At 63.5% G+C, this 15,918-nt stretch carries 13 protein-coding genes and 1 tRNA gene; 7 read left to right on the top strand and 7 right to left on the bottom strand.

The genetic code is table 11. The annotated features are described in order from the left end of the window. Nucleotides 1-93: 93 nt before the first annotated feature. From AC07OK_RS17130 to AC07OK_RS17145, 4 genes are all read right to left on the bottom strand, one after another. Nucleotides 94-1,473, bottom strand: coding sequence for a mechanosensitive ion channel family protein (locus AC07OK_RS17130; RefSeq protein ID WP_494691437.1), 1,380 nt, complete (start codon nt 1,471-1,473; stop codon nt 94-96). A gap of 84 nt (nt 1,474-1,557) precedes the next feature. Beyond that, nucleotides 1,558-2,862 (bottom strand): RsmB/NOP family class I SAM-dependent RNA methyltransferase, encoded by a 1,305-nt coding sequence (locus AC07OK_RS17135; RefSeq protein WP_494691438.1) that lies wholly within the window; start codon nt 2,860-2,862, stop codon nt 1,558-1,560. A gap of 18 nt (nt 2,863-2,880) precedes the next feature. Next, nucleotides 2,881-3,492 (bottom strand): phosphoribosylglycinamide formyltransferase, encoded by a 612-nt coding sequence (gene purN / locus AC07OK_RS17140; RefSeq protein WP_116990491.1) that lies wholly within the window; start codon nt 3,490-3,492, stop codon nt 2,881-2,883. A 124-nt stretch (nt 3,493-3,616) separates the two neighbouring features. Beyond that, entirely contained in the window at nt 3,617-4,015 is a 399-nt protein-coding gene (locus tag AC07OK_RS17145) for a barstar family protein (RefSeq protein ID WP_008451499.1), read from the bottom strand. A gap of 437 nt (nt 4,016-4,452) precedes the next feature. Between AC07OK_RS17145 and AC07OK_RS17150 the strand changes: the two genes are divergently transcribed. From AC07OK_RS17150 to AC07OK_RS17165, 4 genes are all read left to right on the top strand, one after another. Further along, nucleotides 4,453-4,977: a glycine zipper 2TM domain-containing protein gene (locus AC07OK_RS17150; RefSeq protein WP_217942110.1), complete on the top strand. Its 525-nt coding sequence runs from the start codon at nt 4,453-4,455 to the stop codon at nt 4,975-4,977. Between the two features lie 115 nt (nt 4,978-5,092). After that, nucleotides 5,093-5,869: a spermine/spermidine synthase domain-containing protein gene (locus AC07OK_RS17155; protein WP_494691439.1), complete on the top strand. Its 777-nt coding sequence runs from the start codon at nt 5,093-5,095 to the stop codon at nt 5,867-5,869. Nucleotides 5,870-5,936: 67 nt separating this feature from the next. Continuing rightward, nucleotides 5,937-7,751 (top strand): type IV pilus assembly ATPase TfpB, encoded by a 1,815-nt coding sequence (gene tfpB, locus AC07OK_RS17160; protein WP_494691440.1) that lies wholly within the window; start codon nt 5,937-5,939, stop codon nt 7,749-7,751. 72 nt (nt 7,752-7,823) lie between these two features. Beyond that, nucleotides 7,824-7,899, top strand: a tRNA-Lys gene (locus AC07OK_RS17165). A 184-nt stretch (nt 7,900-8,083) separates the two neighbouring features. On the opposite strand, the gene AC07OK_RS17170 is transcribed toward AC07OK_RS17165, so the two are convergent. From AC07OK_RS17170 to AC07OK_RS17180, 3 genes are all read right to left on the bottom strand, one after another. After that, a complete protein-coding gene (locus AC07OK_RS17170; protein WP_494691441.1) occupies nt 8,084-10,066 on the bottom strand; it encodes a YncE family protein in 1,983 nt (660 codons plus the stop codon). Between the two features lie 180 nt (nt 10,067-10,246). Next, entirely contained in the window at nt 10,247-11,953 is a 1,707-nt protein-coding gene (locus AC07OK_RS17175) for a CocE/NonD family hydrolase (protein ID WP_494691471.1), read from the bottom strand. A 144-nt stretch (nt 11,954-12,097) separates the two neighbouring features. Continuing rightward, nucleotides 12,098-13,276 carry a citrate synthase family protein gene (locus AC07OK_RS17180; RefSeq protein ID WP_494691442.1) on the bottom strand — a complete coding sequence of 393 codons (1,179 nt, stop codon included), beginning with the start codon at nt 13,274-13,276 and terminating at the stop codon, nt 12,098-12,100. Between the two features lie 70 nt (nt 13,277-13,346). Between AC07OK_RS17180 and AC07OK_RS17185 the strand changes: the two genes are divergently transcribed. From AC07OK_RS17185 to AC07OK_RS17195, 3 genes are all read left to right on the top strand, one after another. After that, a complete protein-coding gene (locus tag AC07OK_RS17185; protein ID WP_494691443.1) occupies nt 13,347-14,555 on the top strand; it encodes an MFS transporter in 1,209 nt (402 codons plus the stop codon). Continuing rightward, nucleotides 14,552-15,070, top strand: a complete 519-nt coding sequence (locus AC07OK_RS17190) for a GNAT family N-acetyltransferase (RefSeq protein ID WP_494691444.1) — start codon at nt 14,552-14,554, stop codon at nt 15,068-15,070. Before AC07OK_RS17185 ends, AC07OK_RS17190 begins: the two co-directional genes overlap by 4 nt. A 67-nt stretch (nt 15,071-15,137) precedes the next feature. Then, nucleotides 15,138-15,917, top strand: a complete 780-nt coding sequence (locus tag AC07OK_RS17195) for a substrate-binding periplasmic protein (protein WP_494691445.1) — start codon at nt 15,138-15,140, stop codon at nt 15,915-15,917. Nucleotide 15,918 lies beyond the last annotated feature (1 nt).

Raw genomic sequence — 15,918 nt, forward strand, 5'->3', positions numbered from 1 at the left:
GTGTCTCGCTGTGCGGTCGTTCCGCCAAGATTGCGTTTTTAGCAGGCGCGGGAAGTCCGTCAGTCGTACTTTTGGACGTTATTGTACGCTGATTTAAACGTGATCAGCGGAACGATTTCCCTCAGTCACTGACGATTTCTGTGGCACGGTCGTGCTTTCCTGAGGGCCCAATTGCTCGGGCACGGGGCCGAGGATGCGCATTTCGCGCTGCGGGAACGGCACGGAAATATTGTTGGCCTTCAGCGCGCGCCAGATCGCGCGGTTGACGTCCGAGGTCACGCCGCCGCGGCCGTTCTGTGGATCGTTGATCCAGAAATTGACCTGCAAATCCAGGCCGTCCGCGCCAAAGCTCAGCAGCTGCGCCGACGGCAGCTTGTCTTCCTTCTGCACCCGCTCCACCGTTAAGGCGGCCTCTTCCAGGAGCTTGAGCACCATGTCGACATCGGTGTCATACGCCACCGACACCTTGGTCGAGATATTCAACATGCTGCTCGACAGCGAGGAATTCTGCACCGCGCCCGACACCAGCATCTCGTTCGGCACGATGGACTCGACGCCGTCCAGGCCTTGCAACACGGTGTAACGGGTGTTGATCTGCGTCACACGGCCGCTGTATTTATCGACGGTGATCATGTCGCCGATGGTCAGGCTGCGGTCCAGCAGGATCACGAAGCCGGACACGTAGTTGCTGGCGATCTTCTGCAAGCCCAAGCCCAGGCCGACGCCCAGCGCGCCGCCGAACACCGACAGCACGGTCAGGTCGATGCCCACCAGGGACAAACTCATCAGTACCGCCACCAGGATCAGCAGCGCGCGCGCCGTGCGCGCCACCACCACCCGCAGATTGGTGTGCATGCCCTGCACCTTCATCAGCTGCTCTTCCAGCGCGGCGCCGGCCCACATCGCCAGCATCAGCAGCACGATCACCGAGACGGTGGCCTGCAAAATGTCGGCCAACGACACCTTGTATTTACCCAGCGGCAAAACGGTGCCATCCATGAAGTCGAACACTTCCTGGTACAGGCCGGTGATATACAGCACGAAAGCCAGCCATACCAGCAACTGGAACACTTTCTCGAAAGCCAGCATGGTGGCGCTGATCTGGCCGTGGCGCGCAAACACGCGGCGCAGCAGGTAGACGGTGAAGCGGATCACGACCAGCGAACCGAAGATGGGCAAGGCCACCTTGATCAGGTTGACGTGGAATTGATACTTGACCAGCGCCACGCGCGCCAACGCCAGCAGGCAGACCACGGCCAGCGGCGCCATCACGCGGCCGAAACTCTCCACCCCGAAACCCAGCACGCCGCTATGCACTTCCTGGCGACCGAAACGTTTCTTCAGCAGCCGCGCCAGGCCCCAGCCCAGGATCACGGAACCGACGATGGCGGCGAGTTGCCACAGTCGGCTGGGATCTTGCAGGTCGCCGGTCAGGTCGTCGATCAGGTTGAGCAGGGGTTGTTGTTGATTCATAGCGCAGGGTATGGTGGCTGAGGTGTGTAGATTAACGTAAAAAAGGCCGGAAGCCCGGCCTTTTGCGATGACTAGTGCGGCCGATTACTCGTCGGCGGCTTCCTCTTCATCCTTGACGATGACTTTCTTGACCATCGGCTTGCGCTCGAACACGGCGGCGAAGAAGCCGTCGGTCTGGTGCTTGTGCGGCAGCAACTTCAGATAGTCGCCCATCTCCAGCTCGATGCGCTGCTCTGCCAAGACCTTGCTCATTGGCACCAGCTCGAAGTCCGGATGGGTGTCCAGGAATTGTTTGGCGATGAATTCGTTCTCGTCGTCCAGGAAGCTGCAGGTGGCGTAGACCAGGCGGCCGCCGCCCTTCAACAGGCGCGCGGCGCCGGCCAGGATGGCGGCCTGCTTGACTTGCAGTTCGCCGATCGCGCTTGGCTGCTGGCGCCATTTGACGTCAGGGTTGCGGCGCAGGGTACCCAGGCCCGAGCATGGCGCGTCGACCAGCACGCGGTCGATCTTGCCGGCCAGGCGCTTGATCTTGGCGTCGCGTTCGTGCGCGATCTGCACCGGATGCACGTTCGACAGGCCGCTGCGCGCCAGGCGCGGCTTCAGCTTGGCCAGGCGTTTTTCGGAGACGTCGAAGGCGTACAGGCGGCCGGTGTTGCGCATGGTCGCGCCGATCGCCAGCGTCTTGCCGCCGGCGCCGGCGCAGAAGTCCACCACCATCTCGCCGCGCTTGGCGCCGACGATGGCCGACAGGATCTGGCTGCCCTCGTCCTGCACTTCGATATGGCCGTCCTTGAACAGCGGCAGGTTTTGCAGCGCGGGCTTTTGCAGCACGCGCAGGCCCAGCGGCGCGTACGGCGTCGGCGTGCTGCGGATCGGCGCTTCGGCCAGCTTGGCGGCGACGTCGTCGCGGGTCGCCTTAATGGCGTTGACGCGCAGGTCCAGCGGCGCTGGCGAGTTCATGCCGTCGGCCAGCGCCAGCGTTTCCTCTTCGCCCATCTGCTCGACCAGCTTGTCGAACAGCCACTTCGGCATGTTCGAGCGGCTCGACTTGTGCATCAGCTTGCGGTCGATCAGCAGGATGCGCTCGACCCAGGACACTTCGTCCTCGGTCAGGCCGCCCAGCGATTCAACGCCGACCGCGTCCGCCATGCCCAGCAGGGTCAGCCGACGCATGGTGGCGCCGCCGCCCGCTTCGGAGAAATCGGTATAAAACGATTTATTGCGCAGCACGTTGTAGATGCACTCGGCGATGGCGCCGCGCTCGCGGCCGCCCAGGCGATGGTGGTCTTTGAAATAGCGCGACAGGGTGGTGTCGGCCGGCGCGGCAAAGCGCAAAATCTCGCGCAACACTTCTTCGGCGTTGGCGAGTATCGCTGGTGGCAATCTCATGGAATTCCTTGGTTAGTTTTACTTTGTGTGGTCCACGTGGACCGCGCCCTGCGCTATCGTCAACCTGTCTTCTACAAACCAGCGTATCGCACGCGGGTAAATGACATGCTCCTGTTCCAGCACGCGGGCGGACAGGGTTTCAACCGTATCGTCGGGCAACACGGACACGGCGGCTTGCGCCACCATCGGCCCGTGATCGAGTTCGGCCGTCACGAAATGCACCGTCGCCCCATGCTCTGCCACGCCGGCGGCCAGCGCCTGCGCGTGTGTCGCCAGGCCGGGGAACAGCGGCAGCAGCGATGGATGGATGTTGAGCATGCGACCGGCGTAATGCGCGACAAACTGCTCCGTCAAAATCCGCATGAAACCTGCCAGCACCACCAGATCGGGCTGGAAGCCGTCGATCACGGTCTGCAGGGCCGCGTCGAATTCGGCGCGGCTGGCATAGTCTTTATTGGCAACAATTGCCGTCGGGATTCCATGTTCAGCAGCGAATACCAGCCCGGAGGCGTCGGCGCGGTTGCTGATGACGGCGGCAATACGGGCGGGCCAGCGCTCGGCCTGCGCCGCGCGGACGACCGCTTCCATGTTGCTGCCGCGACCGGAAATCAGGATGACGATGTTTTTCATAGGCCGACATTGTACCTTGTTCAGGCAGTCGGGACTACAACTGAACAAGATTTGTTGCAATGCAGCAGGGCACGCCGGGGCGCAGAACACCCGCTCCCACGCTGGCGTGGGAGACGGCTCCGGCTTACTCGAAGGAGTAAAATACCCGGAACGGGACTTTTTTGTCGGCCCAGTAATCGGCAGCGTCGCGGAAGACATCCAGCAGGGTTTCCCGTGCTTCCTTGTCAAATTTCTGGGTATTGGGCAATTGCTCCAGCACCACCAGGAAACCCTGCTGGGTGCCGGCGCCGGCCATGGTTTCGGTCAATGTTGTCCGCAAACCATCGAAATTCTTGCCTATACCCTTGGGGAACTGAAACGATTCCGCAATGATGCCCAGGACTTGCTGCTTGGTCGCGCCGGCGATGCAATGCGCGTACAGGAAGTGGTGTCCGAGGCGGGCCGCTTCTTCTTGCAGTTCGACCACGCGGAAGGCGCGGATCGATTGCACGAGGTTGGGCGGCACGGTCATTAGCAAACTCATGTTTCCCTCAATTTGACCTGGTATGTACGGTGTGTCCACTTTACTGTCGAGCGTGCCTATTTTGTGAATTAAAGAGTAAATAATTTGAGCACCTGTCCACTTTACACGGCAAACTGGTCTGCGTTCGCCATGGCTGATTCAATATGTTTCTCGAATCCCATACGCATATTAGGGTAACGTGTTGTTCCTCCTAGATCAACACGAATGTGATGGCCCACGCAATATTTGTTAAAAACAGAACATTTTGTAAGTGTTTTAGGGGTCAAATCGGCACATTTCCCACTTTTGGCCGGGCGCCGCCGTTTCGTGACCACTGTTACAATTTGTTGCCACAGATACCTGTTTAGCACTGGTTGCGACCTGCATACGGGATTACCATACAAACCATGCAATATCAGAGCCCCTGATAAGACATCCAAACTGAAACGAGGTACCAAATGAACTTGCAAGCCAAATTGATCGCATCCGTACTGTGCGTAGGCGCCCTGCCTTTCGCCGCTCAAGCTCAAGCTGCCGATTTTGAAGATTTCGGCCGTGTGGTTCGTGTGACCCCGCAAGTAGAGCAAATCAACCGTCCGCGCCAGGAATGCCGCACCGAGTACGTGCAGGTCCAGCAGCCGGCGCCATCGCGCGGCGTGGGCGGCGCCATCATCGGCGGCCTGATCGGCGGCCTGGCCGGTAACCAGGTCGGCGGCGGCACCGGCCGCTCGGTGGCCACCGCGGCCGGCGCCATCGCCGGCGCCGTTGCCGGCGACCGCATCGACAACGCCAACACCCCGTCCAGCGGCGGCGTGCAGGAACAGCAAGTGAAGCAGTGCCGCACCGTCGACCACTGGGAATCGCGCACGTCCGGCTACGAAGTCACCTATGACTATCGCGGCCGCAACTACACCAGCGTGATGTCCTACGATCCGGGCGAGCGCGTGCGTCTGCGCGTGGTCGTGGAACCGATGCAGCGTTAATTTTCCACCACTCCCCCAGCACTGCCGGTCCGATGACCGGCAGTGTTGTTTTCAGGCTTGCTTTGCTGCAAGGCATCGCGGGATAATGCCGGTTCACCTCTGTCGCCCCCATGCCATGCTGATCAAACGAAAATCCATCGAACAAGTCGAATCCTCCCGCCCCGCCCGCAAGCCCAAATATGCGCCGGTGACGCTGTCGGAGCAGGATGGCGTGCGCTACCTGCATTTCGGCACCGAGTGGGTGCAGGGCGCGATGCGCCTCCGCAAGCCGAACTGGCCGGAGCTGGAATATGCGCAACAAATGATGGCCTGGATGCTGTGGCTGGAAAAGCCGGCGCAGATCGCCCAGCTGGGCCTGGGTACGGCCACGCTGACCAAATACTGCTACACCACCTTCCCCGAGGCCGCCGTCACCGCCGTCGAGCTGAACCCGTCGGTGATCGCCATCTGCGCCTCGATGTTCAAGCTGCCGGACAACGACGCCCGCCTGCGCGTGGTGGAAATGGACGCCCTCGACTACGTCAACGAGGAAGACAACGCCGGCACGCTGGACGTGCTGCAGGTCGACCTGTACGACGCCACCGCGCGCGGCCCGGTGCTCGACAGCGCCGAGTTCTACCAGTCCTGCAACGCCTGCCTGGCCGACGACGGCATCATGACGGTCAACCTGTTCGGCGACCATCCCAGCTACGCGCGCAACATCAAGGCCATCAAGTTCGCGTTCGAGCAAGTCATTTGCCTGCCGCAGGTACATGATGGTAACGTGGTGGCGATCGCCTTCAAGCGCAAGCGCGCGATCGACCTGGAGGCGCTGGCCGCGCGCGCCGCGCGGATCACCGCCGACACCAAGCTGCCGGCCAAGACCTGGGTCAAAGGCATCGCAGCAAAATAAGCAGAAGTATTTAGCAGAGACAATGCGGCAGCGGGCCGTTCCGCCGCCGACTTTTGAAAGTGGCACGATGTCCGCAACGTCCGCACCCAGCGTCAGTCCCGCCGCCAAGCCGGCGCCGCTCGATCTGCAACAGATCTACACCTGGCTGCTGGCCGACGGCATGATACGCAAGGCCGAAGTCAAGGAACTGTACGCGCACAGCCAGGGCATCCTGAAGAACGCCATCGGCCCCATGCATCCGCTGTGCGCGGTGGCGCATGGCAAGCTGCTGTCGGCGCTGCCGCCGCACAAGCTGCTGACCCTGGACGCGCTGTGCGAATGGCTGGCGGCGCGCACCGGCCTGGCCTTCACCCGCATCGATCCGCTGAAGATCGACTTCACCCGCGTGGCCGACGTGATGTCGGCCAGCTACGCGGCGCGCTTCAACATCCTGCCGCTGGAACTGAACGGCGACACGCTGGTGGTGGCCACCGCCGATCCCTACGCGGTCGAGTGGGAAGCGGAGATCGCCAAGATCTCGCGCCGCACGATACGCCGCGTGATCGCCAACCCGCTCGACATCGCGCAGTACACCACGCAGTTCTTCAGCCTGGCCAAGTCGATCAAGAAGGCCAACAAGAACAACACCAACGACCTGGCGCTGCGCAACAACTTCGAGCAGCTGGTCGAGATGGGCAAGACCAACAAGCAGGTCGACGCCAACGACCAGCATGTGATCAACATCGTCGACTGGCTGTGGCAGTACGCGTTCGAGCAGCGCGCCTCGGACATCCACCTGGAACCCAAGCGCGACATGGCGACGATACGCTTCCGCATCGACGGCGTGCTGCACCAGGTGTACCAGGTGCCGGCGGTGGTGATGATCGCCATGACCGCGCGCATCAAGCTGCTGGGGCGCATGGACGTGATCGAGAAGCGCCGCCCGCAGGACGGCCGCATCAAGACCCGCACCGCCGGCGGCCAGGAAATCGAACTGCGCCTGTCGACGCTGCCGACCGCCTTCGGCGAAAAACTGGTGATGCGTATCTTCGATCCCGACGTGGTGGTCAAGACCTTGCCGGAACTGGGCTTCCCGGCCGACGACGCGCAGCGCTGGGACGAACTGACCGCGCGCCCGCACGGCATCATCCTGGTGACGGGGCCGACCGGCTCGGGCAAGACCACCACCTTGTACACCACGCTGAAGGCGCTGGCCACCTCGGAGGTCAACGTTTGCACGGTGGAAGACCCGATCGAGATGGTGGAGCCGGCCTTCAACCAGATGCAGGTGCAGCCGGGCATCGACCTGTCCTTCGCCGACGGCGTGCGCGCGCTGATGCGGCAGGATCCGGACATCATCATGGTCGGCGAGATCCGCGACCTGGCCACCGCCGAGATGGCGATCCAGGCCGCGCTGACCGGCCACCTGGTGCTGTCGACCCTGCACACCAACGACGCGCCGTCGGCCGTGATGCGCCTGCTGGAACTGGGCGTGCCCTACTACCTGCTGGAGGCGACGCTGATCGGCATCATGGCGCAGCGCCTGGTGCGCACACTGTGCGTCGATTGCAAGAAGGACGACGGCGAGCTGACCGACGACATCTGGCACAGCATAGGCGGCGCCTGGGACTTGCCCAAGCCGACCACCGTGTATCGCGCGGTGGGTTGCCCCGAATGCCGGCAGACCGGCTATCGCGGCCGCACCGGCATCTACGAGCTGCTGACGGTGACCGAGAGCTTCAGCGACATGGTGCGCGAGCAGACCGACATCCAGGCGCTGCGCCGCCAGAGCGTGGCCGACGGCATGAAGCCGCTGCGCATCGCCGGCGCGATGAAGGTGCAGGAAGGCGTGACCACGGCGGACGAAGTGCTGAAGGTGACGGCGGCCTTGGGGATGAAGTAAGAAAGGAATAAATTGTTTTCACAAAACCCTTTGCAGTTCGCGGCAGGCTGTATATAATACGGCCTCTTTCGGGGGTCGTTAGCTCAGCTGGTAGAGCAGCGGACTTTTAATCCGTTGGTCGCAGGTTCGAATCCCGCACGGCCTACCACCGAATTCAGTAGTAGCAATTGAGGCTTACCCGCTCCGGCGCGTAGGCCTTTTTTGCGTCCGTATCTGAAAAATATGCGTTCGGCCGCGTGACCGGCGCCATGCATGCCAAGCCCAGCGTCAGCTCGGCATGCCCCGGTTCAATCCTGCGCGATTTCTCCTTCAGGTGGCCGTCGATATGCCACTCATTCCCCGACCGGGACAATGACCAGGCGCGGATCGTCGGTCAGGCCGATGAGCATCATGCCGTCTGCAGAAATCACCAACTGGCCTGAAAGCAGCCCGCGCGCGTAGCCGGCGAACTTAAAGCTGCGCAACAGCTTGCCCTCCGATCCGTGCACCCACACATCGGAGGAGCTGTACCAGCCGGAGATGCCGCAGTACACCCTGCCATCCACGCCGACTTTGACATTGTTGGGGTAGGCGTCGCCTCCGGGCAGGCTGCCCAGGTAGCGCAGGTCGTTAGGATCTAGCCTAGAGCACAGGTAAGGCGCACCGTTGGCCACGTACAGCTGGCCACCGTCTGCGCTGACCGCGATGTCCTGGCCGTTCGAACGTACCGGGGAATTCGGATCCCACGACGATTGCGACGTCAATGGCGTGAACGTGATGGTCGATTCCTTGGCGTCGACATAGTCGACGGTGTAGCCCCCTACGCCGGAAGGACTGATTCCGGAATTCTGCGAGTACACGCGACGGCCGTCGGATGTGGAGGCCAGCGATCCGAAAGGCAGGACGCCAGTGAGCGGTTTGCCGGTCGCCGCAACGTAGGCGGTGCCGTTGCCGGCCAGGATGATGTTGACGCCCTCCGGCCGGATCACCAGCATGTCGGCCACGTCGCTATAGTTTTGCGTGCCCATCGCTGGCCAACTGGTGACATGCGCCATTTTGGTCAGGTCGAACACGTGGATGGAGGTCGAGGTCGCGTCGCTCACATACAGCTTGTCGCCCTCGGGCGAGGTTGCCATGAGGCCCAACCGCGCGCCGGGCACGGCCAGCGTGTAGAGCTTGGCGCCGGTGTACAGGTGGTAGACGTCGATCGTGCCGTCGCCGTTGTGGGTGTATACCAGCGGCCTGATCGGGTCAGCGATGATGCGCTTGTACGCCTGGGCGATCACTTTGTTCTGGATCGGGCTCGCGCTGCCTTTCCACAGTCCGACCTTGATGACCTCGGAGTTGGTGACGGTGGGGTCGCTCGAACGCAGCGTCACCGTGGCGATGCTGGTAGCGTCGACCGGGAGGCTCGCGCTGTTCGCGCTCAGGGACAGCGTGCCGCCAGTGACGCCGCTGCCGGTCACGGTCAACCATGGCTGGTCGGATTGCGCCGTCCAGGCGATGGTGCCCTTGCCCAGGGTTTCGCGCACGACGATCGAATGTGTCAGGCGCGACCAATTCGGCGTCGCGACGAACGACACCCCGGTTTCGCCCGCGAGCAGCTTGCGGGCAAGCACGGTCAACGACACCGGCACCGAGGCGGATTGTCCATCGCTGGTACTGACCTTCAGCGTGTCCTCATAGGTGCCCGGCGCCAAGCCGTCCAGCAGGTAGTCGAGGTTGAGCGTCGCCGGACCGGTGCCGCTGGACTGGCTTGGACGAACCCAGGCCGGGCCGTTCACCGACCATTTCAGGAACTTCCCGCTGATGCTGAGATGACGGGCCGTTGGCGGCGTGTCTCCGACGCGGGCGACGACCATGGTGCCGGCGTCGCTGGCATTGGTCCCCAGCACCGGATAGCTCGCATTGATATCGAACGGCAGGGCCATCGGCGAACCGGGGAACTGCGAAGCACAGGCGGTATCGCGGCATAACATGACGTTGAAATAGCCTGTGTAGCGGCCAGGGGCGATGTCCGGCGAGGTATGCAAAACGAGGTCGTAGTCGGTCGCCGTACGGCTCGACAGCGACACCTGCTTGGTGATCACACCGGTACTGTCCTGCACGAGGGCGTACACGGCCGTGGCGTTCGCAAAGTCGGCCGGCCGTTTGACGGTCGCTTGTACGATCACCTGCTGGGTGGTGCCAGCCACATAATTGGCGCTGGCTTGTGCAGGATTGAAACTGACCGCATCGCCGCTCGGCATGGAGGAACTTTGACCGCCGCCGCCGCCGCCGCAAGCGGTCAGCGCGGCCACTGTCAGCAACAGGGTGATGAGAGGGATTGTACGCACGGGGACCTCGGAAAAAAAGGGCGAATATTAGCATGTTTACAACCAGTACATACTTTCGAATTTTCACTTTGGCACACGTGTGACGGGCGCAAAAAACAAAAAAGCCCCATCCGTAGATAAGGCTTAATGTGATGGTCACCGCCGCCGGTGTCGTCAAAAGAGAGCTCCGAATCAGAAGAGTTACTGCGCCAATCGCAAGATCGGCACCGTGATATAGCTGCGGTTCGACCATTCCACCTTCAGCTTCTCCTTCGCATCCGCAATAGTTTCATCGCTCACATCCTTGCCGGTGCCGTAATTCAGTTGTGAGAACGGATTCTTGTTCACGTTCAGGTAGACCACCAGCCGGCTTCCCTTGCTCAGACGTTTGCTGACCAACTTGGTCATGCCCAGCGGGATGCGCTCAAGCCGGCCAGGCGTGAGCAGCATGCGGCGGCTGGGATCCTTCGCATAGCTGGCGCGATTGATAATGTACGACAGGTGGAAGTACTTCCCCTCCGGCGTCAACTCGTACACCGTCACGCCCAGGTCAAAGTCGCGCTTATTGATGCGCGCGACAATCTCGCCGCCAAAGGCGCCGTTGTACAACACCTCGTCCTTGAACGGTTCACCGATAAAAATGTAGCCGCTGCTCGTATCGATCTCTTCTGTCACGATCGAACCCGGGTAGTAGTCATTGTTGGACTGCTTGCGGTCCTGAAAGTCGACCACCTGCGTGAGCATGGCCGGCTTGCCCGGCTCGGTGGCGCTCAGCAGGTGAGCGCGAAGCTTGTCTGTGCCGGCGAGCGGCACATCGCTCAAGTAAAGCTTGAACGTTTCATTGCTCATCGCTGCCAGCGTAGGCGCGCTGCGCCACTGCTCGGTCCCCATGACCTGGTAGTTGATCTTGTCCTTCAACACGCTGGGCTTGGCCCCGCTTTTCAGGATGTAGTCCAGCCATTGATACGTGATGGCCTTGGTGTCGATCAGCGCGGCGGCCGGCACTTCCATGCCATTGATGAGCTTTTCGCCGCCGCGCTGCGCCCCGAAGTGGCCGTAGGGACCGATGATCAGGTAGTGCTCGGCGTTCGGCACATGACGCAGGTGCTCACGCAGATAGTTCACGCCGGATACCTGCGAATCGTTGTAGTAGCCGTCCACCGACAATACCGGTATCCGGATCTGGGCAAACTCCTCCTTGTACGGCGCCATCGCCTGCCAGTATGCGTCGTAGGATGGGTGCTGCATCCAGCGCTGCAGCAAGGGATTTGGCGTGCCGTCGATCTTGTCGATGGTGCGGTAGGCGGCGCCGCTGTTCCACCAGGCGAACTGCATCTTGCGGAAGCGCTCGCGGTCGTCGTTGACGGCGCTGTCGAGGGTCTTGTTATTACCGACGTAGAAGGCCCACTGGTAATTGGGATTGATGAAGACATTATTCTCCATCGGCAAACCCATTCCCGGGCGGTTCGCCACATAGGGCACGATAGTCTTGAGGGCCGGGTGCAAAGTCTTGGCCGCCGCCCATTGGGTAAAGCCGTTGTAACTGCCGCCGAACATGCCGACCGCGCCATTGCTCCAGGGCTGGCGACTGATCCAGTCGATGACATCGTAGGCATCCTTGGCGTCGTGCTCATAGGGTGCGATCGGGTCCGGACTCAGATACTTGCCACGGCTGTAGGCCATCATGGCGACATAGCCGCGGTCGGCTATCTCCTTCAGGCTCGCCAGGTCCCGCTCGGGGCGAACGTAGATGGTGAACTGCAGCACCGTTGGCAACGTGGGCGCAGCGTCTATTCGACGCACCAGCATCCCCGACACGGTGGCGCCGTCGCGGGTTGTGAGCACGACCTTGTCTTGCACGTCGTAGTCGGCGCCAAGGGCTGGCTGCGCATCGGCCACGCGGGCCATCGACAACAGGAGTGCGATTATTGCTGGAACATTCCGCATCGGCCGCCTTTCGAATGAAATTTTTCTGGAGCAAAGTGACGGCAATACTAACAGAGCCGACATCGCGCGCCGTTTTGTCATGACACCTGAAATTGGCCGATATAACTAGTACGTGCCGACGTAGCGGGCACGCGGCCGTATCATGCGGCCATCGGCGACCTGCTCCGCCGCTTGCGCGATCCAGCCGGCCGAGCGTGCCAGCGCGAACAGGATTTCGCCGGCCGCCGGCGGCCATCCGCACACCACACTCATGGCCGCCAGCGCGAAGTCGGCGTTGGCGGCCATGCCCAGCCTGGCGGCGACGCGATCGCCGATCGCCAGCACGGCGCGGGCTTGCGGCCATTGCGCCATGCGCGCCAGCAGATAAGCCCCGCGCGGATCGCCTTGCGGGTACAGCGGATGCGAGAAGCCGAACAGGCTGGGATCGCGGCCGTCGAGCCAGGCGGCGATACCCTCCTCCAAGCGATCCGATGCCAGCGCCGCTTCCAGCATGGCGCGAATCAGCGTGCTGCCGCCGCCGTGCTGCGGGCCTGACAAGGCGGCCAGGCCGGCGCTGAGCGTGGCCGCCTGGCTGGCGCCGGTCGAGGCGACACAGCGCACGGTAAAGGTCGACGCATTCAGTTCATGATCCGCCAGCAGCACCAGCGCCGCGCGTATCCAGTCGGTCTGCGCGGCGTCGGCCTGCCAGGCTAGCGCCACTTGCCGGTGCAGCGGCGCCACCTCAGGCGCGCGCTTCAGCAGCAGCCCGGCCAGCAAGCGCATCAAGGTGGCGCCGGCGATGAAGCGGCCGTGGGCATCGTCCGCCTGCGCAGGGACGGCTTGCGCGTGCACCGGCAGCATGCACATCGCCGCTTCCAGCGGCCGCATGGCGGCGATCGACGCAAACGCAGGCGCGGGTAGCGCGGCCTGGCCGGCGGCTGCGGCAAAGTAGTCCTGGCTGCCGTCATCCCACAACAGGCAGGCCACCTGCTCCAGCGTGGCGGTAGCGGCCAGCGCCAGCACGTCATGTCCGCGATAGTGGAGACGGCCGTCGGCGATGCGCGAGATGCGCGTCTCCAGCACCGGCGTGCCCCAGTTCATCGCGGCGGCAACCTTGTGCCCTCCCCGCTTGCCGTCGGCCTTGCGCGCCGCCAGCCGCAGCACCTCGTCGTGCGGATAGCGTTTGCGGCGCCCGGCCTGCGCGCCGCTCGGCGTCAGCATGCCGCGGCTGACATACGAGTACAAGGTGGCGAGGCTGACGCCGAGGATGCGCGCCGCCTCGGATGCGGACAGGTCTTTGTTCATGCTCGTATTGTAATGTCGATTGCAGGAATCAAGATTGACCGGCCCGGCGCCGCGCTTCTAGACTTCAGTCATGCAATCGCCTCCTTACGCCGCCTCCCTATTCCAGCCCTTGCGCCATGCGCGCTTTCGCCAGCTGTGGCTGGCCAATCTGCTGTCCAACCTGGGCAGCCGGATGCAGGCCTTTGCCGCGGCGTGGCAGATCGCCTCGCTGTCGCATTCGCCGCAACTGACGGCGCTGGTGCAAACCGCGACCTGGGCGCCGATGCTGCTGTTCGCCCTGCCCGCCGGCGCGCTGGCCGACACGCTGCACCGGCCCACGCTGCTGTTCCGCACCAACGCCGTGATGGCGCTGGCCGCCGTCGCGATGGCGCTGCTGTCCTATGCCGGCAGCAGCCAGCCGGTGCCGGCATTGCTGCTGCTGACCTTTGCCATGGGCGCCGGCCTGGCGTTCACGATGCCGGCCTGGCAGGCCTCGATGTCCTCGCTGCTGCCGCTGCAGGAAGTGGAAGCGGCCGCCGCGCTGAACAATCTGAGCTACAACCTGGCGGCGCTGGCCGGCCCCGCGCTGGGCGCCGTGCTGTTCCAGCTGGCGGGAGCCGCTCCGCTGTATTGGTTCAACGCGCTGTCCTTCAGCGCGCTGCTGTGGAGCTACCGGCAATGGCGGTCGGCGGAACGGCCGCGCGCAACAGGGCGCGCGCCGCGCCACAGCATGGGCAGCGCGCTGCGCATCAGCTGCGCCTCGCCCCGCTATCGATCGCTGCTGCTGCACGGGATGGGCATCTTCTTTGTGTCGGCGGCGTTCGCGGCGCTGCTGCCGCTGCTGCATCCCGACGCCGGCACCTACGGATCGCTGATGGGCGCGCTGGGCGCCGGCGCGGTGCTGGCCGCCGTCGTGCTGCCGACCGTACGCCGCCACGCAGCCAGGCGCATGGTGCTGGCCGGCGGCCTGGCGGTGTATGGCGCCATGCTGGCGACCATCGGCCTGGCCGCCTCCCAGCCGCAACGCCTGCTGCTGGTGGTGCTCGGCGGCGTGGCGTGGTCGGCCATCGTCACCACGCTCAACGGCGCGGCGCAGAAGGCCTTTCCCGACGCGGTGCGCGCCAGGACGCTGTCGGTGCACATCCTGGCGATCGCCGCCGGCCAGACCGCCGGCAGCGCGGCGTGGGGACTGCTGGCCGCGCACTACGGCATCGTGCCGGCATTGACGGCGGCCGGCATGGCCACGCTGGCCTGCGCGGGCCTGGTCGCCTGCTCGGAAGATTTTTTGGAGACGCCATGAACGACATCCTCATCAGAACCCTGCAACGTGAAGACGCCGCGCCGCTGCTGCAATTCGAGCGGGAGAACCGGGCCTGGTTCGAGCAGCACATCGCGCCGCGCCCGCAGGAGTTCTATACGCAACAAGGCGTGCGCCAGCATATCAGGCAATACCTGGACGGCTACGCCGCCGGCACCTGGCATCCGTGCGTCATCCTGGACGGGCAAGGCCGCATCGTCGGACGCGCCAACCTGAAGGATATCGACCGCCAGGCGGCCAGCGCGGAAGCCGGCTATCGTATCGCCAGCGACCAGACCGGCAAAGGCCTGGCCACGCGCGCGCTGCGCCACCTGATCGCGCTGGCCGACCAGCGATGGCGACTGCACTGCTTGCTGGCCTACGTCACCGACGACAACGCCGCCTCGGCCCGCGTCCTGAACAAATGCGGCTTCGTGCAGGGCGAGCACCAGGCCGGCATGGAAGTGATCGCCGGCGCACCGCGCGGCGGCCATCAATTTGTCCGCCTATGCCCATGAGACGCCAGGCCCATACTGGTGTAAGCTTGTCGTCAAACAGCGCTCAATGCGAGATGGAGACAGACCGATGGCGGGACAGCAAAGCAGGTGGGGCCGGCTGCTCGGTGCGGCATGCTGCGCGCTTGTGCTATCGGCCAGCCTGCCGGTCCATGCCATCGTGCTACGCACTGCCGCACAGGAAGGCACGGAACCCAAGTTCATCGCCGACGGCAAGGACCGCATCGTCGGCCTGTGCGTCGACATCCTGCGCGCCGTCGAGCAGATCGAACCCACGCTGCAATTCATCGGCGACCAGCGCTGGAAGCCGTTGATACGCGCCTACTCGGAAATGGAAACCGGCCAGCTGGACGTGCAGTGCGCCATGCAGCGCACCGCCGAGCGCGAACAGCGTTTTCATTTCCTCGGGCCGGCGCTATACAGCATCGAGTACCACTTCCTGGTGCGCAGCCAGGACACGATCAACGTCACGCAGTGGGACGACGTGCGCCGCCTGGCGCCCGACAACGTCGTGTTGATCAATCGCGGCTTCGCGGCCGGCGAGGTCCTGGCCGAAATGGGCGGCATCGACGTCGACGCCAATTCCACCAATCCGCAACTGAACCTGCAAAAGCTGATCGCCGGACGCGGACGCCTGTTCTTCCACCGCGGCCCTGGCCTGCAACGGCTGCTGGTGCGCACCGGCACCGCCGACAGGGTGCGCATCCTGCCGCAAGTGATGTACAGCGCCAAGCTGTATTTCGTGACCAGCAAAAAACTCGCCGCCTTCATCAACGAGCGGCTGGAGCGCGCCCTGTTCCAACTCGAAAAAAACGGCGAGCTGGAACGGCTGATGCGCAAGTGGGACTGAA

This window comes from Duganella sp. GW821-FHT07G03 (assembly GCF_059418605.1).